This is a genomic window from Paenibacillus sp. sptzw28 (assembly GCF_019550795.1).
GTDB lineage: Bacteria > Bacillota > Bacilli > Paenibacillales > Paenibacillaceae > Paenibacillus_Z.
This window is the reverse complement of record NZ_CP080545.1, coordinates 461400-483758: the sequence shown is the minus strand read 5'-3', so window position 1 is coordinate 483758 and position 22359 is coordinate 461400. Positions and strand designations below refer to the sequence as shown.

Sequence of the window (22359 nt, the reverse complement as noted above, 5' to 3'; positions counted from 1 at the left end):
TTATATGACCTCCATCCTGGTAGGATCAGCATTCAGCTTGTTTATCGCGCTCTGCCTTTCATTCCAGCTCATCGGCGCCTGTTCATTCGGCAGCTCCACCATTTCGATCGCGCCGTCGACCGGGCATACGATCGAACAAAGATTGCAGCCGACACAATCTTCTTCACGGACCTGCAGGTAACGATCGCCTTGATCGCCTGTCAGCATATCGATGCATTGATGCGACGTATCCTCGCAGGCGATATGGCATTTGTTGCAGTTGATGCACGTCTCCGTATTGATGCGGGCGACGACTTTATAATTGAGGTCCAGATCGCCCCAATCGGAATACCTTGGGACGCTTTGCCCGATCAGATCCGTCACCGAAGCAATGCCTTTATCATCGAGATAGTTGTTCAGCCCGTCAATCATCTCTTCCACAATGCGGAAGCCGTGATGCATCGCTGCGGTACAGATTTGAACGCCGGTAGCGCCCATCAGCATAAACTCGACGGTGTCCTGCCAGTTGGAGATGCCGCCGATCCCGGAAATCGGGACGCCGACCCCCTCATTCCTGGCGCATTCCGCCACCATATTGAGTGCGATCGGCTTCACCGCCGGTCCGCAGTAACCGCCGTGCGCCCCTTTGCCGCCGACGTGGGGGATCGTGTTCCATGAGTGGATGTCAACGCCCGCCAAGCTGTTGATTGTATTGATCAAGCTGATCGCATCCGCTCCGCCAAGCACGGCATGCCGCGCTGTGGCGGTAATATCCGTAATGTTGGGGGTCAGCTTGACGATTACAGGCGTCTGGGCGACCTCCTTCACCCACATCGTCTGCTTCTCAACCAGATCGGGCTGCTGCCCTGAAGCCGCGCCCATACCGCGCTCCGCCATGCCGTGCGGACAGCCGAAGTTAAGCTCCAGACCGTCCACGCCGACCGCTTCCACCCGCTTGACGATTTCGTGCCACTTCTCCCTTGTCGGCTCGACCATGAGGGAAACGACGAGCGCATGGTTCGGAAACCTCTTCTTCGTCTCGTATATTTCCTTCAGGTTCACCTCCAAGGGCCGGTCGGTAATCAGTTCGATGTTATTGAAACCCGCTACCCGCTGGCCGCCAAAATGCACGGCCGCGAACCGGGATGAGGTGTTGATGATCGGCTCGCCAAGCGTCTTCCATACCGCCCCGCCCCATCCCGCTTCTAAGGCACGCTGAACCTGATATCCCGTATTCGTGGGCGGCGCGGATGCCAGCCAAAAAGGATTAGGCGATTTAATGCCCGCCAGATTAATGCTTAAATCCGCCATCGCTTCTCACCCTTCCTGATTTGAGATGTGTTGCCCGTGCATCAGCCAGCTCACCTGCAGAAGGATAAGCTGAAGCTTTCTGAAGCTTCCTGTCTAGCTTGAGCCCCCTTGAGCAGCAAGCTCGCTTCGGCAGGTCTGCGTTCGTTCTCAGCTTATATCGCTGCCTGGCTAACGTGCTCTGCGGCAAAATGTCTGCTGATCGCATATGCCGTCTGTTTCCCCTGCTCCGCCGCCGAAACGACCATTGCTTCACCCTGGCCGGCTCCGAACACGATATCACCGGCTGCGTAAATCTTCGGATGAGACGTTCTGCGGGTCGTTTCATCGATCAGCACCACTCCGCGGTCATGGTCGAGACCCAGCAGCTCAATGAGGTTGATCTGGCGCTTCTGTCCGATGGCCAGTACAACGGCATCGACAGGCAGGAGGAATTCAGAGCCCGCGACGGGTACCGGAATCGGCCTTCCGTCCTTGCCCGCATCGGCCGTGAGCGCCATCCGCACACACTGCAGATGAGTGACCTTGCCGGTGCTGTCACCGAGAATCCGCTTCGGCGCGGTCAGCCAATTGAATTCAACGCCGTCCTGCTTGGCGAATTCATATTCGAAATCGTATGCCGTCATCTCTTCCCTCGTCCGCCGGTACACAATCTTGACGTTCTCCGCCCCCAGCCTGACGGAGCAGGTGGCGGCATCGATCGCCGTATTGCCCGCGCCGATGACGGCCACCCGCGCTCCGGCCAATGGGATCGGCGGCAGATCCGACTTCGTATGCTCAACGAGCTTGATGGCGTCATAAACGCCTTCGAGTTCCTCGCCTTCAATGCCGATCGGCGGGACATATCCCATACCTGCCGCCAATATGACCGCATCATACTCCGCTATCAGCTGTTCCGCAGGTATATCCACTCCCACCTTGACACCGGTGCGGATCTCGACGCCGAGTTTCTCGACCTGCTCCACCTCCCACAGCGATACATGCTGGGGCAGCCGGAAAGAGACAATTCCGTGGGTATCAAGCCCCCCGGCTTGAGGCTTCGCTTCATAAATCACAACCGAGAACCCTTCCCTCGCCAGCTCCCTTGCGGCGGAAAGCCCTGCAGGCCCGCCTCCGATGACGGCGATCTTCCTCCCGTTGGAAGGTCCCGCATCAAAAAGCTGCTGTCCGCTTTGTATCGCCCAATCCGTGGCGTAACGCTGGAGGAGCCCGATCATAATCGGCTTCGAAGGGCCATTCAGAACACACGCGCCTTCGCATAGAACTTCGGTCGGGCAGACACGCGAGCAGCTTGCGCCGACCGGGTTGGAATCCATAATTGTCGCGGCGGAGCCTTTGAGATTGTCGGTGGCGATCCTTTTGATGAAAGAAGGAATGTTAATACCTGTCGGGCATGCCTGAATACAAGGCGCATCATAGCAATACAGACAGCGATTGGATTCTTCCATTGCCGCCTTGCGAGTCAGCCCCGGCTTTACTTCAGCGAAGTTCCGGATGATTCTCTCCGGCGGCAGCATGCCAAGTGAAGCTTGTCGTTCCATCCGTGATCCCTCCTATGTCGTTTGTTCTGATTGCCCCGATACAGCTTGCGCTGCTTCTGCCGCTTGTGCATTTTGTACCGCAAGTTCCAGCCTGTCTTGTTCTCGGCACATCTTTATAACGGTTCTGCAGAGCAGCTCCACCCCCGCCGCAATGTCCTCCGGGCTTGCGTACTCCTTCGGATTATGGCTGATTCCTTCCCTGCACCGGACAAAAATCATGCCGTAATCGCAATAGTAGGACATGGCCAGCGAATCGTGAAACGGGCCGCTCATCAGCTCGGGTGCCTCGAGCTCCATCTCCCGGGCCGCTTCCCTGATCGAACCGAGGATATGCTCTGCACAGTAGCGCGGCTCGCTGTTCGTATCTTCCCGGATCTCATAGCTCAAACCGTGTTCGGCCGCCGCATTCCCGATGATTGTCCGAAGCTTCCGCTCCAGAGAATCCCGGCGCGGCAGATCGATGTCGCGCAGATCGATGGTGAACTGAACATGCTCCGGAATGATATTCCGCGAGTCCGGGAACACCTTCAAGGTCCCGACCGTCCCCACCGTAGGCGCTCCCGGGTCGCCCGAAGCGAGCTCCTGCAGTCCGACGATGACTTTGGCGGCGCCGACAAGCGCGTCCTTCCGAAGACCCATCGGCACCGATCCGGCATGTCCGGCGAAGCCGTACATATCGACTGTCCACCACAGGGGCCCGGATATTCCGGTTACGATGCCAACAGGACGGTCCAGCGATTCGAGCACCGGCCCCTGTTCAATGTGCAGCTCCAGAAAAGCCCCGACCCGGCCGGGCGGGTACTCGGATCCGGCGAACAGCTCCGGATCTCCGCCAAATTCGAGCAGCGCCTGCCTTCGCGTAATGCCGTTCTTATCCTCCCGCTCCAGCTCGCCATCCTCAAGACGGCCGAGTATGCCGCGGACTCCGAACAGCCCCTTATTGAATCTGCATCCTTCTTCGTCGCAAAATGCCGCCACCTCTATGGGAACGGACGGAACGATACCGGCCTCAACGAGCGTCTGAACGGTTTCGATCGCACCTATCACGCCGACGATACCGTCAAACCTTCCCGCATACGGCTGGGTATCGATATGCGAGCCGATCATAACGGCGGGGGCTTCCGGGTTAAGCCCTTCCAAGCGGCCAATGAGGTTCCCGAAGGCATCGATCCGGTCTTTCATGCCGGCCTCTTCCATCCAAATTCTCACTACGTCCACTGCTTCACGGTCCTCTTTGGACAAAGCAAGCCGGCAGACGCCCGTTTCGCTGATTTTTCCAATTTGGGCAAGTCTCTCAATTCGCCGCATCACTCTGTCCGCATCAATGCTAAACCCGTTCATGCCTATCCCCTCCTAAGCAATGTAATAGTTAAGAAGGCTTATCTATGATTCCAAAAAAAGAAGTCTATGTTATGTAATATAACATAAATATTAAAATGTTCAGAAATTTTCAATGTTATTAATACATACGCGTGGTATCTCTCAGCAATCTATGAAAGATTTGATTCAATATGTTATATTATTTAACACAAACTTCTATTATAGCGGTATTGAATATGTGCGAAAGCGAGGGGTTGGATGGATTCGAAGCGCAATCTTACCGTTCGGGAAACGCTGCACCGGCCTCTTTTTCACAATGCCCTGGTGGTTGCGGGAGAAAACGGGCTGCATCGTCAAATCCGGTGGGTGCATATTTTGGAAATTACAAGCTTCGAAACGCTGATTCATGGCGAAGAGATGATTCTCACCACAGGTCTCGGGTTTAATCTGGAAGCCGCTTCGTCCGTCACCTTCGTGGAAAATCTGATCAAACAGAACGCCGCCTGCTTATGCATCGAGCTCGGACCGTACTTTCAGTCGGTTTCGGAAGAGTTGATGGAGCTCGCGAATCTTCATGGGTTTCCGATCATTCTGTTTCCGCATACCGTTCGTTTTGTCGACATTACGCAGGATCTGCATTCGATGATCATTAACCGTCATCATACAATGCTTCGGCAGCTCGAGAGTCTATCCAGAGAATTTCATCGACTTACGCTTACTTCGCAAGGGAAAATGAGCGTTCTGAAGCTGCTGTATAAGAGCACCGGATCACAGCTTATATACCGGCCGTTACCAGGGAAACCCTTGTTCTTCCCGGCCTTATCGCCGGAAGATCAAGCTCCGCTGGTTGAATTTGCCGATGCTTGCTGGGGCGAGCTTGATGAGATCAAGCCCAATACGGCTCCTGCCCTCCGGGAATACCGCAATTCTTCCGCGATCTTGAAGCCGATAGGCGCGATGGATCAGAACTGGGCGTATATAATGATGCTCTGCGACCATAAGCCGGGGGAATATGATTATCTGCTCCTGGACTCGGCTTCTTTGTCAATTGCCCAAGAGCTTCTGCGCACCCGTTATATGGAAGAGCGAAAGCTGTACTCGGAAAACCTGTGGGTCGACGAGCTAATGAACGGCGGACTGGACGATGAGAAGCAGATTAAAGCTTTGATCGGCCCGGATTTCAAACGGCTGAACGAGCTGAATTACCGGGTCTGCCTGATTGAAATTGAAAACCTGTACGACGAGCGGCTGAGCATGCCTGACCACGAATGGGAGTCCGTTCGACTGCATTTATCTTTGATTTTACGTTCCACGCTCGAGAAACATTCGTTCCGTCCGCTCATTACGCTCAAGAACAACCGGCTCGCCGTCATCGCGCTTGATATTAAGTCGAAGGTCGGTACCAAAGCGAGACTGCAGCAGGCACTGGCGTCGCTCCACCTTATTCAGGCGGACGAGAAGCTGAAGGACCTCAGGCTGCTGATCGGGGTGGGCAAATCCTACAGCCACCTAAGAAATGCTTACAGCAGCTACCAGGAAGCCGTGCAAGCACTGTCCCTCTACGCCTGCTACAGGAAGCCGATTCTGTTCTACGAAGAGCTCGGGGTGTTCCAGCTGCTGCTCGGCCTCAATGACGGGAAAACTTTGCAGCTCTTTATTCGCAATTATCTGGGCCCGCTGATCGATCACGACCAAGTGAAAGGCAGCGACCTGCTCCTTACGCTCAAGGTGTATCTGGACCACGACGGCTCCAAGCAAATAGCGGCCCAGAAGCTGTTTATCGTCCGGCAATCCCTCTACTACCGGCTGGAGAAAATAACGGAGCTGCTGGGCGAGGATTTCATGGCTCCGGAGAACCGCATCTCCATCCAGGTCGCGCTGCGAGCCTACCAACTGCTGCACCCCGAGAAGTTCAGCGATAATCACAAAATATCGGGCGGCTAACAAGGAGAGGCGCTGCGAAAGTTCAATCAGTTGGTAGCGGCGGATGCCGCTTCACTCAGCTGCATCCGGATTGTACATATCCGCTCGGCTGGAGAAGACCGCGTATCCGAATCATCCGAGCGCCAAACCAGCCGGGCAACACGAATGATTCTGCCGCCGGAGCTGGAGTAGACCCATCTCCACCTGGCCGGACACCCTTACCCGCTCAGCGCCCGGCGGATATCGGTATATGCCAACCCCTGCGCTTCGGCAACCGCTTGATAGGTCACTTTGCCGTCGGTCACATTAATGCCTTTGGCAATGGCCGGAAACTCTGCCGCCGCCTGCTTGTAGCCGCGATTCGCGATTTGCAGGCCGTAGCCTGTTGTCACGTTGGTAAGCGCGATTGTGGAGGTTCGGGCGACAGACCCCGGTATGTTCGCGACGGCGTAGTGGATGACGCCGTGCTTCTCATAGGTCGGGTTATCGTGAGTCGTTATCCGGTCGATTGTCTCAACCGAGCCGCCTTGATCGATCGCTACGTCGACGATTACCGAGCCCTGCTGCATTTCTCTCACCATATCTTCGGTAACAAGCTTCGGAGCCCGAGCTCCCGGAATCAGGACGGCGCCGATCAGCAGGTCCGCCCGCCTTACCGCTTCCCTGATCGTATAGCTGTTTGACTGGACCGTCTTGAGCCGCCCGCCAAACTGGTCATCCAGCTGGCGCAAGCGGTCCGGGCTAATGTCCAGCAAAGTGACGTCCGCCCCCAGCCCGACAGCCATCTTCGCAGCGTTGGTCCCTACGACGCCCCCGCCGATAATGACGACACGGGCTGGCTCAACCCCCGGAACGCCGCCAAGCAGAACACCCTTACCTCCACCCGCGTTTTCCAGGAAACGCGCGCCCAGCTGGACGGACATTCTGCCGGCCACCTCGCTCATCGGAGTCAGAAGGGGCAGGCTGCCGTTATCCAATTGAATCGTCTCATACGCGATGGCGGTTACGCCGCCGCTGACGAGCGCATCGGTCAGCCCGGGATCCGGCGCCAGATGCAAATAAGTGTAGAGGATCAAGCCGCTGCGGAAATACCGGTACTCTTCCCGCTGCGGCTCCTTCACCTTAATTACCATATCCGAGAACCATGCCTCTTCCGCCCCCGTGACGATGGCCGCTCCCGCATCGCGGTAATCCTGATCCGCGAAGCCGCTTCCCGCCCCGGCGCCCGTTTCAACCCGGACGCTGTGCCCGGACCTGACGTATTCCTTCACCGAGGCGGGCGTCATCGCTACCCTGTTCTCATTATTCTTGATTTCCTTGGGAACGCCGATCGTAATCATGACGGAACACCTTCGATCTGATCGCTCATCACTTTCTTGAAGGTTTGAATGATAAATGCCAGGTCATCATCAGTAGAGGACAATGGCGGAGCGAATGTCAGTACATTGTTGAAGCCTGCCACCGTATCCCCGTTCTTCCCGATGATAAGGCCGGCGCTTTTGCACTCACCCATGATCTTCTTGACGACCGCCGGGGAAGCCGGTTCCTTCGTCTCCTTGTTCGCAACCAGCTCGATGCCCAGAAGCAGACCGAAGGTGCGGATATCTCCGACAAGCGGGTGCTCCAGCAATTCCGCAAACTCTTCCTTCATCCGGTTCCCGAGTACCCGTGCGCGGTCAACCAGATTCTCCCTCTCCATCACTTCAAGGTTCTCCAGAGCGAGCGCGCAGGCAGCGGGGTTCCCGCCGAATGTGTTGATGTGACGGAAATGGCTGTACATTTCCCGATCCTTGAACGCCTCATAAATTTCCTTGCGGACCGCAGTAGCGGAAAGCGGCAGGTAGCCGCTGGTCAGGCCCTTGGCCATCGTCACGATATCCGGCTTCATGCCGAAGTTGAGGTGCCCGAACTTCTCCCCCGAACGGCCGAATCCGCAGATGACCTCGTCCACGATAAGCAGCACGCCGTGTTTATTGCAGATTTCCTGAACTCTATCCGTATAGACCGAGTGCGGGACGATGATGCCGCCGCCCGTAATGACCGGCTCCATAATGACTCCCGCGATCGTCTCCACGCCTTCCCATAAGATCATATTTTCGATCGCCTGCGCGCACTGCCGGTTAAAATCCTCGACCGACTGGCCTGCGGGCCGGCGGTAGCTGTCAGGGGGACAAACATGCAGGAATCCGCCGCTAAGCGGTTCATATTTATACTTGCGCTGGGCCTGCCCCGTAGCAGCAAGGGCGCCCATAGAGCTTCCATGGTAAGCGCGGTACCGGGAAATGAATTTGTACCGGTTGTGGTCGCCGGACTGCTCATGATACTGGCGAGCGATTTTGAAGGCTGCCTCATTCGCTTCCGAACCGCTGTTGGAGAAGAATATGACATATTCGCCTTCGAGCCACTCGTTGAGCTTCTCCGCGAGCCGGATAGCGGGCAGATGACTTTGGGTGAGCGGGTAGTACGGGAGTGTGGATAGCTGTTTGTAGGCCGCCTCGGCGAGTTCCTGTCTTCCATATCCGACATTGACGCACCATAGTCCCGACATGGCATCCAAATATCGTTTTCCATTATGGTCGGTAATCCATGATCCGGCCGCTTCCGTCACAACCATCGGACGATCCGTCTCGCTGTACGGCGTCATATTGTGCCATAAGTATTTACGGTCTTTATCAATCATGTCTTCTGCGGTTTCATTGTTATTCTGGCCCACCATGCGATCAGCTCCTCATCCCGGTTAATAACGGGCGGTTATCATTTTTTTGCGGGTGTAAAATTCGACGCCGTCGCGTCCGCCAGTATGCAAATCTCCGTAGAAGGATTTTTTATAGCCGGAGAAAGGAAAGAAGGCCATTGGTGCAGGGACGCCCAGATTTACGCCCAGCATGCCTGCATCGATCTCTTCCCGAAACTCGCGGATCGCCTTCGCGCTGTCGGTATAAATGCAAGCCCCGTTTGCGAATTCGGACTGATTGGCAACAGCGATGGCTTCTTTCAAATCCTTCACCCGCACCACCGAGAGGACAGGGGCGAAAATCTCGTCCTTCCAAATTGTCATCCCCGGCTGGACCCGGTCGAAGATCGTTGGGCCGATAAAATATCCGCCTCTCCCGCTCTCCTTCACAGGCGTCGGGACGCCTCTTCCGTCGACTACAAGCTCGGCCTGCTCGGCTATCCCTGTCTCGATATAGCGGATCGTCCGCTCTCTGCTTGCTTCCCGGATGACGGGGCCGAGAAACACATTCTCGTCCATACCGTTGCCGATGGCGAGCCCGCGCGCAGCTTCCGCGAGCCGGCTCACCAGTTCGTCCGCGACAGGCTCAACCGCGACTACTACGGAACAGGCCATACAGCGCTCGCCCGCCGAGCCGAAAGCTGCCCCAATGATATTCTTCACGGCTTGATCGAGATCGGCGTCCTCTAGGACGATCGAATGATTTTTCGCGCCTGCCAGCGCCTGAACCCGTTTCCCCGCAGCCGCTCCCGTCTTGTACACATATTCCGCCACCGGCTGCGAACCGACGAACGACACCGCTTTAATGTCCTCGTGCCGCAGCATTCCATTCACCACATCATGCGCTCCGTGCACAATATTGAGAACCCCCTGGGGAAATCCCGCTTCCCCGAACAGCTCGCCCAACCGGTTTACCAGGAGGGGAGTCCGTTCGGAAGGCTTGAGCACGAAAGTATTGCCGCACGCGACGGCAAGCGGGAACATCCAGCATGGCACCATCATCGGAAAATTAAACGGCGTAATGCCGCCGATAACGCCAAGGGGATAGCGGAACATGCCCGACTCAATACCAGTGGCGATATCGGGGAGCTGACTGCCCATCATAAGCGTCGGCGCGCCGGCGGCAAACTCGACGCATTCGATGCCGCGCTGGACTTCACCGTATGCTTCCTCGTAGCTTTTTCCGTTCTCGGCCGTAATGAGTGCTGCGAGCTCCCTCCAATTCTCAATGAGCAGCTGCTGGTAACGGAACAGATACCTCGCCCTGCGGGGGACAGCCACTTTCCGCCAGGCTTGAAACGCCGTGTTTGCCGCTTCGACCGCCCGGTCCAGTTCCTCCTTGGTAGAGATCGGCACAAGTGCGATCACTTCACCGGTGGCGGGATTGGGCACTTCCTCATAGTGGGAGGCTTCCGGCTGGACCCACTGACCGCCGATCATATTTTTTATTTTCTTCGGTGTGGCTGAAGCCGTTACCGCCATACGAACCGCCCCTCTCCGCTGCTTCATTCAACCTCACCCGGCATTAAAGCTCAGTAAGCTCCCGGTACGTCTCAGGCCTGCGGTCCCTATAGAACTGCCAGCTTTCACGGACTTCACGAATCAGGGCTTTACTCATATCCCCGATCACAACTTCGCTTCGGTCGCGGCTGCCGATTGAGACAATGCTTCCCCGCGGATCGGCCAAATATGATTGGCCGTAGAACTCGCCCATATGCCACGGCGCTTCATAGCCCACGCGGTTGATCGCGCCTATGTAGTAGCCGTTGGCTACCGCATGGGCAGGCTGCTCCAGCTTCCACAAATATTCGGAGGTGCCCGACACGGTGGCGGAGGGGTTGAAGACGATTTCCGCGCCGTTCAGACCTAGCATTCTCGCGCCCTCCGGGAAATGCCTGTCGTAGCAGATGTAGACGCCCACCTTGGCAAACGCCGTATCGAAGACCGGATATCCCAGGTTGCCCGGTTTAAAATAATACTTCTCCCAAAATCCGCAGCCTCGGCTGCCCGCTCCAACATGGGGAATGTGGTGTTTCCGGTATTTACCCAAATAGGCTCCGTCCGCATCGATCATCGCTGCCGTATTGTAATAGGTGGCAATACCCTCTCGTTCGTAAATCGGCAGGACGATGACGATGCCAAGCTCCTTGGCGAGCTCCTGAAACAGCTTGGTTGTAGGACCGTTCGGAATCTCCTCCGCCGCCTCATACCATTTGGCGGTCTGCTCAGCACAGAAATAGGGTCCGTAGAAGATTTCCTGCAGGGATACGATCTGGGCGCCCTGCTTCTTCGCTTCGCGCACCAGCCCCATATGCTTCCGGATCGCCGCCGCCTTGTGTTTCTCTACCGGCTCCTCGCCGTTCACGTCATGCTGCGCTTGAATGAGACCGATCCTTACCGTATCCATCATTCACACTCCTTTCGGATTCACGTATAAGCTCTCACTGCGCGTGCGGAACGTTCTTTCGATCGCTGTTTTCCCCAGATTTCCTTATATAATGAACCCTCTAATGATGAAATTCCCGCGGACAAAGGCGGTCACTTCGTTTCTCCGGAATCTCCCCGGTTCGCTCCGTTTTTTAATCCCTACTTCTTTATTTCATCGCCATATCCACGATTTCATTCGTGTACGCCTCTTTGAGGTCGGCAGCTTTCTTGATAACGCCGAATTTCAGTGCAATATCGGCCGTTTGCTTGAACATGGCATCGTCGATGTAACCGAGCTTCGCGGTATCGAAGCCTTCAGGCGCGACAAGCTTGGCAACCTCCTCCATCATCTTCAGCTGATGAGCCCGGGATGTGCTGCCTTCCTCGGCTACCTTCATGACGCTGTCCACTGCCGCCTCGGGGTCTGCAATCGCATCCTTCCAGCCCTTGAGCGAGGCCCTGATAAATTTCGCGGCCGTCTCCTTATTGGCAGCCAGCCAATCTTTGTTCGCAAACAGGTTATCCTCCAGCATGGCGACGCCTTCTTTGTTCATATCGATAACCGAAAGATCCTTCTCCGGTATCCCTTGCTCGAGCACCACCTGGTATTCGTTGTAGGTCATAGCGGAAGCCGCATCCAATTCCCCGCCGAGGAACTGATCCATCGTAAAGCCCTGCTTCACGAACTGGAGATCCTTATTCGGGTCCAGCTTGTATTTGTCGAATAGAGCCAGCACCTCGAATTCGTTCCCGCCCATCCAGTTCCCGACCTTCTTGCCCTTCAGGTCGGCTGGCGAGTTGATTGCGGCCGATTTCTTAGAGACAAGCACCAGCCCGCTCTTCTGATAGATTTGCGAAATCTCGACAAGCGGGAGTCCCTGCTCCTGATGTGCCAGGAGGCTGGCCACCCAGTCTATTCCGATATCGGCAGCCCCATTCGCCACCTGCTGCTCCGGCACGATATCCGGTCCGCCGGGCAGAATTTGAACCGACAGCCCTTCGTCTTTGTAATAGCCTTTGTCCAGGGCGACGTAATAACCGGCAAACTGAGCCTGAGGCACCCATTTGAGCTGCAGCTTGACCGTCACCGGATCCGCACTCTTATTCGCACCGGCCGCCTGCTCATTCGTTCCTCCTGCCGCGTTCGCTGCAGCAGGCTCGTCTGTCTTGGTGTTCCCGTTCGAGCCGCCGCATGCGGCGAGCACGGTTGCAAACAGCATGGCTACGGCTAACAGCATGGCCCTTCGGTATTTCGGTTTCTTTTTCTCCATCGATTCTCTCTCCCTCTTGATCCGTAATAATGTTTGAAACACAGCGTAGTGCCAATTGTGCACGGGTATATGAGATATGAGATATGAGATCGGCCGCGCAAACTTGTGTATCTGTCTCACGCTCAGCCGGCTGTGCAGAGTCCGTTTCATTCATACTGCATCATGTTCTCTGCGAAGGATGCCAGCGAATGAACAATTTCTCAAGTCGTTCCATAAGGAGATAGAAGATGACGCCCGCAACCGCCGCTACGACGATGCAGGACCAGCCCAAAGGCATTTTGGCCACTTTGATCGAGTTGGAAAGCAGATACCCGAGTCCCCGGGACGAGAAGAAAAACTCGCCGACGATCGCTCCGATCATGCTGGCCGTCGTATTAATTTTCAAGGCGGTAAAGACATACGGCAGGCTGGTGGAAAAACGCAAATACCGGAACACTTCGCTCTTCGTTGCCGCATAGGAGTGCATTAAATCCAGTGCCAGCGGGTCAACCGCGTTCATGCCTTTATTCGCATTGATGGCCATGGCCGCCATCGTGCTTACCATAACGATCGCAACTCTTGATCCGATCCCGTCGCCGAACCACAGGTTCATGATTGGAGCGAGCGCTACGATCGGCACGGCGTTGAGGGAAGCGATTAGCAGCACTCCGCCTGAACCCCACCTCGGCCAAACGGTTGCTGCCAAAGCAACGAAGAATCCCGCCAAGGAGCCTAGCAGCATTCCGAGCACGGCTTCGGTAAGCGTATAGCCGGTATAGGATAAGAGAAGGCCCGCATTATCCGCCATCGCTTCTCCGATAGCCGACGGCAGCGGCAATTGATAGGTTTTCAGGTTGAAGAGGGAATGAAACAGCTGCAGCTGCCATGCAGCCAGGAACAGCAAGCCCGCCAGGAGCGGAAGCCCGATCCGGATTGCGGGAGCGACGCTGAGCCTCCGTCTCTTATTGGCCGCGATTACGGAAGGCGATTCACCGTCTATCGCCCGAATTGCCGACGGCGCAGAGGTATCCGCATCCGGGGAATAACGAGTCACGAGTGCGCGCTCTCCTGCCGAATTTCCTTCCATCAGCGGCCACCTCCCCTATTGCGGTACTCGGGCTGCCAAGGGGCTGCCAGCCGCTCCGCCACACCTATGAGCAGATAACTGAACACACCCAGCAGTGCGCCGACTAATACGGTAGACCAGAACATATACACATGGGACGGTCCATAGTACAAATTTCGGAGCATAATAACGCCGATCCCGTGCTGGGCGCCCATGAGCTCAACGAGTATCGCGCCGGTGACAGCCAGCGGCGCAGCGATCTTCAGCCCGCTGAACAATCCGGGCAGCGAGGCGGGAAAACGAAGCTTCCAATAAACCGCCCACGGCTTGGCTGCATATGAGTACATCAATTCAAGAGCGGAAGGATTGACGCTCCGAAGTCCTCTCAGCATATTCAAAGCAACAGGGAAGAAAGTAATGTATCCGGCGATCAGAATTCGTGCCACTTGCTCATCGTGAACGATCCCGTAGAGGATCGGAGCGAGACCCAGGATCGGGATCATTTGGGAGGCGACGGCATAAGGAAAGGTGAGGTGCTCGATCCATTTCGAGACGCTCATTAGTATCGCGAGAAGTGCGCCGGCAGCGCCGCCAAGCAGAAACCCCATGCCGGCATTGGCGAAGGTGACTCCGCCTTCCTTCAGCAGGGTGCCGCCGTATTCACCGAACGCTCGGGCTACTTCGTGGATATATGGCAGCTTGGACTGGGCCAGAGGCGTATGCAGCACATGCAGCATAAACCATGAAACGGCTTCCCATATAATGAGCAATGCTGCCGCCCATATGACTATAGGGAGTGTGCGACTGTGATTCCGGATGCTGTGGCCCTTCATGGTTTACACCCCTTCAAAGCAATCCCGAATTTGTGCGATGAGCCGGAAGAACTCCGCGCTGTTCCTCATGTCTTTCGTGCGCGGACGCGGCAGCGGTATGTCCACAACTGCGGACAGCCTCCCCGGGTGGGGAGAGAGGACAAAGACCCTGTCGGACAAGAAGATCGATTCGGGGATGCTGTGCGTTACAAAAACAACGGTGTTGTTCACCTTGCTCCATATCGACAACAGCTCTTCATTCAGGCGTTCCCGGGAAAATTCATCGAGCGCTGAGAAAGGCTCATCCATCAGCAATATTTCCGGTTCCATCGACAGCGCCCTGGCGATGGCTACACGCTGCTGCATCCCCCCGCTCAGCTGCCAGGGGTACTTATCTCCGAAGCCCTGAAGACCGACAAGCTCCAGCAATTCCTCGGATTTCCTGTGTCTTTCGGCCTTTGCGATGCCCATCAGCTCAAGCGGCAGGGTAATGTTATGCTTAACCTTTCTCCAATCGTAGAGGACGGGATTCTGAAAAACGATGCCGTACTTCTGTGCCAGCCTTGCTTCTTTAGCTGTCTTGCCGGCGACCTTAATCGTGCCGCTCGTCGGCTGAATCAGATCGGCCATCAGCCGAAGCAGCGTGGTCTTGCCGCAGCCCGAAGGGCCCAGAAGAGAGACAAACTCGCCTTTGGCGATATTTAAGCTGACCTGTCCGACCGCAAGCACATCGGAGGTTTCGGTTCCAAACTTCATGCTGATCTGATCGAGCTCAATTTCGGGAATAACCGTTTCCGTCATGACATTCCTCACTCCCCGATCTTGGGTATCACCCGTCTTGCGTCACATTTACTTACATGGTACACCCATAATACATGACTGACATTAGACAAAAGGTAAAATAGACGGCTGAAAATTCAGTCAATTTGTCCAGCGAAAGACCAATATCAGATTTAGATGTCATAAAACATGACATAATTGGTTGTCTATTCATTCCTTTAGACAGGACATGTTTGAAAATATGCGCGTATTCCCGGTTACATGCACGCAAAAACGTATCGAGAATGTACTCATGCTAATTTATTGCAGTTATAATAAAAGGTAAAAGAAGAAAGGGAATTACTATGTGGTTGGACTCTTGAAAACCATGAAATATTAAACTTCAAAAGTAAGAGCGCTTCCTTGATGGTGTTGGGTTCGGAGGAGAAGTTACGTGAAGAAAACTCGAATCAATTTTGAAGCTCATCAACAATTGACGTTAACTCGACAAATTTCTTAGCTCTTTCTCTTATATCATTTGTAAGGGGATAAAAGCTTGTGTCACCTATTTTTGCAACGGCATCATATTCCCCAACTAATGAATCTAAAAGAATAAAATATGAAAAATCGTAACGATTATCCTTTGAGTCGTAATTTCTTATATAAATCTTTAAATCAACATAATGCCTATGATTCTCATGTATGAAGTAAATATCATCGTAGGAAAGCTCAACATCCCCCATACTTATTTCTATATTTTCCGAGCTCATCCGAGGTCTAAATTTCACTGTTATCCAATTACTATAGGCTGGTGCTGCATTACAGAGATTCTCAACAGACTCGAAGGAATCTGCTATTCCATCAGCAGAAATAATAAATTGCCTTTTTACTTCATCATTTATTGTCCCTATTTCAAATGTTAAGTTTGGATCGATTGCATTAAGTCTTTCACTTATTTCGTCCATGTAGTGGTCTTTATTTTCTTCAAAATTCAAATATAATTCGTTTTCCTTATTACTAAACCACTTCCAAAAAGAAGCTTTAAGATCGGTTTTCTTAAACAAATTAATCAACATTTTTTGCCTCCAATGAATTAACGTTCAAATTGAACATGGTCTTTCTATTGCTTTCCATTATGCGTGCGGCCTAGAACTTACTGTTTATCGCTCTCTCCGCAAGGTCTTCCTCACTTTTTTTGACAAAGATATCATATTGGTTTAAATCGTTTCTACTTGCCCCCGGCATTCCGGTATTTTGGCTTGAGATCCTCGTTCGGTAAGAAACTCCATGATTTTGTAACTTCCCTACCGTTTTAAAGTAGTCCGCTTGATTGAATGAGGTAAACACCAAACATCTATGCTTGGAAAAAAGATACGAAAGCACGTTAATAATGAGATTCTCGAAATTTCTCACCATCCTCCCTATAAAATGTATATGACCTTGACCCATCATACCATCCTGGAATGGCTTCAAACCACATTCTCGAAAGCGGGCGGTAAACGATCTGCTTTTCTCAATTTCATATTGACAATACCCTGTCATATTGACATAATGTTGTCATATGAATAAACTAACAACTTCTGGAAGTACATTCACAGAACTGGTCCTGGCGGTATTTCGTCTCAATGGACTATTACTAGAAGCCGGTGACCGATTAACCGAGCCTGTCGGTCTAAGCAGCGCCCGTTGGCAGGTGCTTGGCGTGGTGGAGCATGGCGCTGCTCCCGTCGCTCACGTGGCCCGCGTGATGGGGCTGTCGCGTCAAAGCGTACAGCAGACCGCCGATGCGTTGGAGAGGGAGGGTTTCATCGAGTATCGGGAGAACCCTCATCACCGCCGTGCCAAACTCATGGCGCTAACTCCAGCCGGGCGCGAAGCGCTTCAATACGTAGAGCGACATCATACCGAGTGGGCGAATGAACTAGGAAGGAGTCATTCTTTGGAGAGCTTACAGGAAGCCGTCACGACACTGCGCAAGTTAAGCGAAAGCCTTGAGCAAGATGCTGCAGCAGCCGGCGGAGAAGGACAATTAAAGGGGGATAAACCATGAACCAGATGAAACCGCTAACGGAGCTTCTTCAGGAAAGCAAGGTAAGCCGAATTGACGCAATTGCGCAATACATCGAGGGTCATATCGCCGAAAACTGGCAAACCGTGCTGCAAAATGATCGGGAAAAGCTGCTGGAAGCCTACCGCGAGGCCGGCGATATGGCATACGGAACGTATTTGAACTTATTGTATCTGCCTGTTCATAAGCAGCTTAAAGAAGCGGACCTGCGCCCTGAGCCTCGATTCCCCGGCGATTTCGACATCTCGAGAGAATGGGGCAGCAAGGAACAAACCGACCAGCAGCGCTGGATGTGGAGCACCGTTTATTCGGCAAACGGCGATGCACTCGGCACGATAGTCACCATTGTGTTCCACGATCACACGCAGTTCCGCGTTCCCCGTCCGCCTCAAATTATCGCCTTAAACGAGGTCGGTAAGGAGGAGGTCGTTGCGGGGCTCTCTCTCCGTTCCAATGATTTCAAGCATGCGCTCGAATTCACCGCTGAATACGAAGAATACCTGCGCAGCCAGCAAAGCGAAGACTGAATTTTGGACTGGACATTCTCCGCATGACAAGATTGCCCATATCTCAATTTAACAGAGAGGTTTTTATGCACGATATTCTTGAACGTCTAAAACAGGAATGATATGCTTAAACTAATAAAAGACCGCAGATGCGCTAACATCTACGGCCGAATCAAGGCGGCACAAACAAAAGTGACAGGAATAGACCGTTAACCTTTGTCGGAGGGCGGTCTATTTCCTTTTACGGAAAGAAAGTATCAACACAACCAATGTCGCGAATGAAATCATTAGCGTCAAAGCCTGGTGCACTTCCATAGCATCACCTCCTTTCGGAGGAATGCCGACCGCCCTTAAGCCTTACTATGTACTTAACTGTATTATAAACCAAAGCCTTCCAATACGGTAAGGCTTTTTCTATTCATCAGAGGTGTTCTTTTAACAAAATCGCATTGGATACGAACCCTTGTCAGGTGGCCTTAAAAGGATAGCGGGCGTATACGTCATCAAGGGTGTAGGACTCCCCGCGAGCGATCTCCTCGGCATAGAGGGAGACGCACTTCAGCACCTTGACGGACTGGATCGGATATTTGCCCACAGAGCTCTCGCCCGACAGCATAACCGCATTCGTACCGTCTTGGACCGCCTGAAAGATATCCGTCACTTCAGCTCGGGTTGGTATCGGTTGGTCAATCATGGATTGAAGCATTTGAGTAGCCGTAATGACGTAGGTGCCGGAAATCCTGCATTCCCTGAGGAGCGCTTTTTGAATCAGCGGAATTTGCTCAAACGGCAGTTCAACTCCGAGATCGCCCCTTGCAATCATAATGCCTTCCGAATGGGCCGCTATATCACGGAAATTTTTCACGCCTTCCACCGTTTCGATTTTGGCCACAAGTTTGGGAACGCTTCCGGTCAAAGATCGGCAAACATCCCTGATTTGTTCCAGATGCACAGCTTGGCGGATGAATGAACAGGCGATCAGATCGACCCCTTCTTCGAGCAGGAACGCGAGATCCTCCCGGTCCTTATCCGTCAGTGCGGGAATGTTCAGTTTCGTTCCGGGGAAATTGACGCCCTTATTACTGCTTATTTGACCGCCGACCGTCACTTTGGTTTTTATCCGCTGGGAGGAGACTTCAGTGACCTCAAGCTTGACCATGCCGTCATTAATAAGAATCAACGAGCCTGAACCAATGTCACCTGTTATGCCCGGGTAGTCGATATCCGCTCTGTGAACGTTGCCGGTAATAGGAGTAACCAATAGCTCAAAGGGCTGCCCTTCTTCGAGAAAAACGCCGTTTCCTTCGATCTCTCCCAACCGGATTTTAGGACCCTGAAGATCACCCATTATTCGGATAGGCCTGTCGATTTCACTGCTGGCTTCCCTTAGATTACGAATGATTGTCCTATGACTGTCATGGGTGCCGTGAGACAGATTTAATCTGGCGGTCGTCATTCCGCCAAGAATCAACTCTCTAATCACCGCAGGGGAGAAGCTGGCAGGTCCGATTGTGCAAATCATGTCAATACTCATTGCTATATCCCTCCTAAGAGCTTTTTGTTCATAAGCACACGCTTGCCTTTTATTATGTATAAACGTAAAACGCAGGTAAAAACACGCTCCTCCCGCTTCAGCCCGGGGAAAGTAACGATCAAGCGGGGTGTTCGAGACAATATAGAACGCGTGGATATAAAAAAAACTCCTCTGGGCGGTTCTTGAGCCGCTTTAGAGGAGCAGAAAAAAAGGTTATGCTTCAAGGTTACTAGATTACGCCGTGTATTTCTAATTAGAAAAGCCCAATGTCTATTAGAATACGCTCATTTCGCACTCATTTTAGCTGCTCGCCGCGGCTTTTTATTCCCCGGACAGACCGCTTTCCTTCAGGATCACGTCATGAGCGCCGCCTTCGACCAGACTGGTAGCCGACACGAGCGTTATGCGCGCATTGCGCTGCATCTCTTCAATCGTCTTGGAACCGCAGTTGCACATGGTCGATTTGATTTTGCCAAGCGTCTTGTCCAGATTTTCCTGAAGGCCGCCCGCATAAGGCACATAAGAGTCCACGCCTTCCTCAAACAGCAGACCCGACTTGCCGCCTGTATCGTACCGTTCCCAGTTCCGCGCTCTGTTGGAGCCTTCACCCCAGAATTCCTTCACGAAATTGTTGCCGACCTTCAGCTTGCGTGTCGGGCTCTCGTCGAAACGGGCAAAATACCGTCCCATCATAACGAAGTCCGCTCCCATGGCGAGGGCAAGCGTGATGTGGTAATCGTGGACAATGCCGCCGTCCGAGCAGATCGGGACGTAAATGCCCGTCTCTTCGAAATATTTCTCCCGGGCTTCCGCAACCTCGATTACTGCCGACGCCTGACCCCGTCCGATTCCTTTCTGCTCGCGCGTGATACATATGGAGCCGCCGCCGATCCCGACCTTTACGAAATCCGCTCCGGCTTCCACCAAGTAGAGGAACCCTTCCTTGTCGACTACGTTACCGGCGCCGATCTTCACGTCGAAGTTCGCCTTGACGTATTCGATCGTCTCGCGCTGCCATTCACTGTACCCATCCGACGAGTCGATGACCAGCACGTCTACTCCCGCTTCGACAAGCGCCGGTACCCGCTCCATGTAATCCTTGCTGTTAATGCCGGCCCCGACGATGTAGCTTTTATTGGTATCAAGCAGCTCGTACGGATATTCCTTATGTGCATCATAGTCTTTGCGGAAGACAAGATAGTCGAGACACTGGTCGCCCGTTACGATCGGCAGGCAATTAAGCTTGTGATCCCAGATAAGGTCGTTGGCTTCAGATAGGGTAATGCCCGATTTGCCGTAAATGAGTGAATCGAAGGGTGTCATAAAGCTGCTTATCTTCTTATCCGGCGAATCGCGGCTGATCCGGTAATCCCGGCTCGTCACGATGCCCAGCAGCTTGCCGTTGGGGGTGCCGTCGTGGGTGATGGCGAAGGTGGAGTGTCCGTTCTTCTCTTTCAAAGCCAATACATCCTGGAGGGTGTGATCGGGGGTGAGATTCGAGCGGCTGACAACAAAGCCGGCTTTATAGCTTTTGACCTTGCGGACCATCTTGGCCTGTTCCTCGATCGGCTGTGAACCGAAGATAAACGAGATACCTCCGCAGCGTGCCAGTGCGACTGCCATTCTGTCATCGGAAACAGACTGCATTACCGCCGAGGAGAACGGAATGTTGAGCGAATACGCCGGGCTGTCGCCTTTCTTGAACTTAACCAGCGGTGTCTTTAGGCTGACGTTAGCGGTATTGCAATCCTTGGTCGTCAAATTCGGAATGAGCAAATACTCGCTGAATGTCCGCGACGGTTCATTGTAATAGGTTGCCATGAGTTCGGATCTCCCTGCCCTTCATTTGGGTAAATTTTTTCAATTCTATCACCGAAAGGGAGGGCGGTCAATGGGAATTTAGGGCCTGATAGACCCGGCAGTTAATTGAATGAGCATTTTGTTCAATATCATGATGATTTTATTCAAGAAAAGGGTATTGTTACCTTATATACTTAAATCAAGCAGGACACAAGTCTAATGACGGAGGTTGCGGAACTTATGAAATACGTACAACTGGGCAATTCGGGGTTAATCGTATCAAAGCTGGCGTTCGGGGCTATGACCTTCGGCTACGGGAATATTCCAAGCGTCTACAAGGTAGGACAGGACCAGTCGCAGGAGCTGGTAGACCGGGCGCTCGCAGCCGGGATCAATTTCTTCGACACAGCGGATGCATATGCCGACGGACAAAGCGAGGAAATGCTGGGACGGCTGCTGGGCGCACGGCGGAAAGAAACCGTAATCGCCACGAAAGCCGGCAATCGAATGGGTCCGGGTCTGGTCCAATCCGGGCTCTCCCGCAAGCATTTGTTCGATGCATGCGATGCCAGTCTGGCCCGTTTAAACACCGATTATATCGATCTGTATATTGTTCATAAGACGGACCCGTTTACTCCGCTCGAAGAAACGCTCGGGGCATTGAACGATCTTGTCCGGCAGGGCAAGGCTCGGTATATCGGTTATTCCAACTGGCCTGCATGGATGGCTGCTCAGGCTGTTCAGATCCAGCACGAGCGCCGCTGGGCGACTTTCATTAACGGGCAAATGTATTATTCCTTAGTCGGCCGGGATATCGAGCACGATACGGTTCCTTTCATGAACAATTGCGGAGTCGGATTGACGGTGTGGAGTCCACTCGCCGGCGGCTTCTTAAGCGGCAAGTACACCCGCGATAATCTCAGCGATCCGAATAACCGCCTGAGCGGCTTTGATTTTCTCCCCCTTGATAAGGAATGGGGTTTTACAGTGCTGGATGCCGTCCGGGAAATTGCGCAAAATCATAGCGCAACACCGGCACAAGTGTCACTCGCCTGGCTCCTCTCGCAGTCTCATGTGTGCAGCGTGCTGGTAGGCTCGAGTAAACCTTCCCAGCTCGATGATAATTTAAGTGCGGTCGACCTGCAGCTGACATCGGAAGAAACCGCCAAGCTGAATGAGCTGACACGCCCGGTGCCGCTGTATCCAAACTGGTTCACGACCATGACACTCGATGGACGCGTTGTGGAAGCGCTGAAATAAACGGAATAAGCAGTTATTCCGCCGCCGAGAAGCTAAAAAAACCGTCAGGGAATCACCCTGACGGTTTTTAGT

Annotated in this window: 20 protein-coding genes; 5 read left to right on the top strand and 15 right to left on the bottom strand. The window is 53.5% G+C overall.

Annotation, left to right across the window (positions count from 1 at the left end):
- From preA to KZ483_RS02220, 3 genes are all read right to left on the bottom strand, one after another.
- Positions 1–1290, bottom strand: a complete 1290-nt coding sequence (preA, locus tag KZ483_RS02230; protein ID WP_220351166.1) for an NAD-dependent dihydropyrimidine dehydrogenase subunit PreA — start codon at positions 1288–1290, stop codon at positions 1–3.
- Positions 1291–1442: 152 nt separating this feature from the next.
- Complete coding sequence (locus tag KZ483_RS02225; RefSeq protein ID WP_258881508.1) at positions 1443–2828, bottom strand: NAD(P)-dependent oxidoreductase; 1386 nt, start codon at positions 2826–2828, stop codon at positions 1443–1445.
- Positions 2829–2840: 12 nt separating this feature from the next.
- Positions 2841–4169 (bottom strand): M20 family metallo-hydrolase, encoded by a 1329-nt coding sequence (locus tag KZ483_RS02220; protein WP_220351165.1) that lies wholly within the window; start codon positions 4167–4169, stop codon positions 2841–2843.
- Between the two features lie 237 nt (positions 4170–4406).
- Here KZ483_RS02220 and KZ483_RS02215 point away from each other — a divergent pair, with 237 nt between their 5' ends.
- Positions 4407–6092: a PucR family transcriptional regulator gene (locus KZ483_RS02215; RefSeq protein ID WP_220351164.1), complete on the top strand. Its 1686-nt coding sequence runs from the start codon at positions 4407–4409 to the stop codon at positions 6090–6092.
- A 30-nt stretch (positions 6093–6122) separates the two neighbouring features.
- Positions 6123–6263 (top strand): hypothetical protein, encoded by a 141-nt coding sequence (locus KZ483_RS02210; protein WP_220351163.1) that lies wholly within the window; start codon positions 6123–6125, stop codon positions 6261–6263.
- A gap of 26 nt (positions 6264–6289) precedes the next feature.
- Here the strand turns inward: KZ483_RS02210 and ald are convergent, their stop codons facing one another.
- The 9 genes from ald to KZ483_RS02165 form a co-directional block, all read right to left on the bottom strand.
- Entirely contained in the window at positions 6290–7408 is a 1119-nt protein-coding gene (gene ald / locus KZ483_RS02205; protein WP_220353210.1) for an alanine dehydrogenase, read from the bottom strand.
- Entirely contained in the window at positions 7408–8787 is a 1380-nt protein-coding gene (locus tag KZ483_RS02200; RefSeq protein WP_220351162.1) for an aspartate aminotransferase family protein, read from the bottom strand. The genes ald and KZ483_RS02200 overlap by 1 nt, the downstream gene beginning before the upstream one ends.
- A gap of 21 nt (positions 8788–8808) precedes the next feature.
- A complete protein-coding gene (locus KZ483_RS02195; protein ID WP_397376142.1) occupies positions 8809–10314 on the bottom strand; it encodes a CoA-acylating methylmalonate-semialdehyde dehydrogenase in 1506 nt (501 codons plus the stop codon).
- 16 nt (positions 10315–10330) lie between these two features.
- On the bottom strand, positions 10331–11215 hold the full coding sequence (locus tag KZ483_RS02190; protein WP_220351161.1) for a nitrilase-related carbon-nitrogen hydrolase: 885 nt from the start codon (positions 11213–11215) through the stop codon (positions 10331–10333).
- Positions 11216–11399: 184 nt separating this feature from the next.
- A complete protein-coding gene (locus tag KZ483_RS02185; protein WP_220351160.1) occupies positions 11400–12503 on the bottom strand; it encodes an ABC transporter substrate-binding protein in 1104 nt (367 codons plus the stop codon).
- 160 nt (positions 12504–12663) lie between these two features.
- The gene (locus KZ483_RS02180; RefSeq protein WP_220351159.1) at positions 12664–13569 is read right to left on the bottom strand and encodes an ABC transporter permease; all 906 of its coding nucleotides are present in this window, start codon (positions 13567–13569) and stop codon (positions 12664–12666) included.
- Positions 13569–14381: an ABC transporter permease gene (locus tag KZ483_RS02175; RefSeq protein WP_220351158.1), complete on the bottom strand. Its 813-nt coding sequence runs from the start codon at positions 14379–14381 to the stop codon at positions 13569–13571. The genes KZ483_RS02180 and KZ483_RS02175 overlap by 1 nt, the downstream gene beginning before the upstream one ends.
- A 3-nt stretch (positions 14382–14384) precedes the next feature.
- The gene (locus KZ483_RS02170; RefSeq protein ID WP_220351157.1) at positions 14385–15161 is read right to left on the bottom strand and encodes an ABC transporter ATP-binding protein; all 777 of its coding nucleotides are present in this window, start codon (positions 15159–15161) and stop codon (positions 14385–14387) included.
- A gap of 428 nt (positions 15162–15589) precedes the next feature.
- Positions 15590–16195 carry a hypothetical protein gene (locus tag KZ483_RS02165; protein ID WP_220351156.1) on the bottom strand — a complete coding sequence of 202 codons (606 nt, stop codon included), beginning with the start codon at positions 16193–16195 and terminating at the stop codon, positions 15590–15592.
- A gap of 485 nt (positions 16196–16680) precedes the next feature.
- On the opposite strand from KZ483_RS02165, the gene KZ483_RS02160 reads away from it, so the two are divergent.
- Together KZ483_RS02160 and KZ483_RS02155 are read left to right on the top strand one after the other, a co-directional pair.
- Positions 16681–17169: a MarR family winged helix-turn-helix transcriptional regulator gene (locus tag KZ483_RS02160; RefSeq protein ID WP_220351155.1), complete on the top strand. Its 489-nt coding sequence runs from the start codon at positions 16681–16683 to the stop codon at positions 17167–17169.
- Positions 17166–17714, top strand: coding sequence for a DUF6022 family protein (locus KZ483_RS02155; RefSeq protein ID WP_220351154.1), 549 nt, complete (start codon positions 17166–17168; stop codon positions 17712–17714). Before KZ483_RS02160 ends, KZ483_RS02155 begins: the two co-directional genes overlap by 4 nt.
- A 210-nt stretch (positions 17715–17924) precedes the next feature.
- Here the strand turns inward: KZ483_RS02155 and KZ483_RS29010 are convergent, their stop codons facing one another.
- The 3 genes from KZ483_RS29010 to KZ483_RS02140 form a co-directional block, all read right to left on the bottom strand.
- Entirely contained in the window at positions 17925–18008 is an 84-nt protein-coding gene (locus KZ483_RS29010; protein WP_220353208.1) for a putative holin-like toxin, read from the bottom strand.
- Between the two features lie 151 nt (positions 18009–18159).
- Entirely contained in the window at positions 18160–19227 is a 1068-nt protein-coding gene (gene pyk / locus KZ483_RS02145) for a pyruvate kinase (RefSeq protein WP_220351153.1), read from the bottom strand.
- Between the two features lie 321 nt (positions 19228–19548).
- Positions 19549–21048: an IMP dehydrogenase gene (locus KZ483_RS02140; RefSeq protein ID WP_220351152.1), complete on the bottom strand. Its 1500-nt coding sequence runs from the start codon at positions 21046–21048 to the stop codon at positions 19549–19551.
- A gap of 219 nt (positions 21049–21267) precedes the next feature.
- Here KZ483_RS02140 and KZ483_RS02135 point away from each other — a divergent pair, with 219 nt between their 5' ends.
- Entirely contained in the window at positions 21268–22287 is a 1020-nt protein-coding gene (locus KZ483_RS02135) for an aldo/keto reductase (protein WP_220351151.1), read from the top strand.
- Positions 22288–22359: the final 72 nt, after the last annotated feature.

Bases quoted from the DNA above. Each gene is read 5' to 3' on its own strand.
- KZ483_RS29010 (WP_220353208.1), bottom strand. From the start codon at position 18,008: ATGGAAGTGCACCAGGCTTTGACGCTAATGATTTCATTCGCGACATTG.
- KZ483_RS02215 (WP_220351164.1), top strand. From the start codon at position 4,407: ATGGATTCGAAGCGCAATCTTACCGTTCGGGAAACGCTGCACCGGCCT.
- preA (WP_220351166.1), bottom strand. From the start codon at position 1,290: ATGGCGGATTTAAGCATTAATCTGGCGGGCATTAAATCGCCTAATCCT.
- KZ483_RS02160 (WP_220351155.1), top strand. From the start codon at position 16,681: ATGAATAAACTAACAACTTCTGGAAGTACATTCACAGAACTGGTCCTG.
- pyk (WP_220351153.1), bottom strand. From the start codon at position 19,227: ATGAGTATTGACATGATTTGCACAATCGGACCTGCCAGCTTCTCCCCT.
- KZ483_RS02220 (WP_220351165.1), bottom strand. From the start codon at position 4,169: ATGAACGGGTTTAGCATTGATGCGGACAGAGTGATGCGGCGAATTGAG.
- KZ483_RS02165 (WP_220351156.1), bottom strand. From the start codon at position 16,195: ATGTTGATTAATTTGTTTAAGAAAACCGATCTTAAAGCTTCTTTTTGG.
- KZ483_RS02175 (WP_220351158.1), bottom strand. From the start codon at position 14,381: ATGAAGGGCCACAGCATCCGGAATCACAGTCGCACACTCCCTATAGTC.
- KZ483_RS02225 (WP_258881508.1), bottom strand. From the start codon at position 2,828: ATGGAACGACAAGCTTCACTTGGCATGCTGCCGCCGGAGAGAATCATC.
- KZ483_RS02170 (WP_220351157.1), bottom strand. From the start codon at position 15,161: ATGACGGAAACGGTTATTCCCGAAATTGAGCTCGATCAGATCAGCATG.
- KZ483_RS02180 (WP_220351159.1), bottom strand. From the start codon at position 13,569: ATGGAAGGAAATTCGGCAGGAGAGCGCGCACTCGTGACTCGTTATTCC.
- KZ483_RS02185 (WP_220351160.1), bottom strand. From the start codon at position 12,503: ATGGAGAAAAAGAAACCGAAATACCGAAGGGCCATGCTGTTAGCCGTA.
- KZ483_RS02135 (WP_220351151.1), top strand. From the start codon at position 21,268: ATGAAATACGTACAACTGGGCAATTCGGGGTTAATCGTATCAAAGCTG.
- KZ483_RS02155 (WP_220351154.1), top strand. From the start codon at position 17,166: ATGAACCAGATGAAACCGCTAACGGAGCTTCTTCAGGAAAGCAAGGTA.
- KZ483_RS02195 (WP_397376142.1), bottom strand. From the start codon at position 10,314: ATGAAGCAGCGGAGAGGGGCGGTTCGTATGGCGGTAACGGCTTCAGCC.
- KZ483_RS02190 (WP_220351161.1), bottom strand. From the start codon at position 11,215: ATGATGGATACGGTAAGGATCGGTCTCATTCAAGCGCAGCATGACGTG.
- KZ483_RS02140 (WP_220351152.1), bottom strand. From the start codon at position 21,048: ATGGCAACCTATTACAATGAACCGTCGCGGACATTCAGCGAGTATTTG.
- KZ483_RS02200 (WP_220351162.1), bottom strand. From the start codon at position 8,787: ATGGTGGGCCAGAATAACAATGAAACCGCAGAAGACATGATTGATAAA.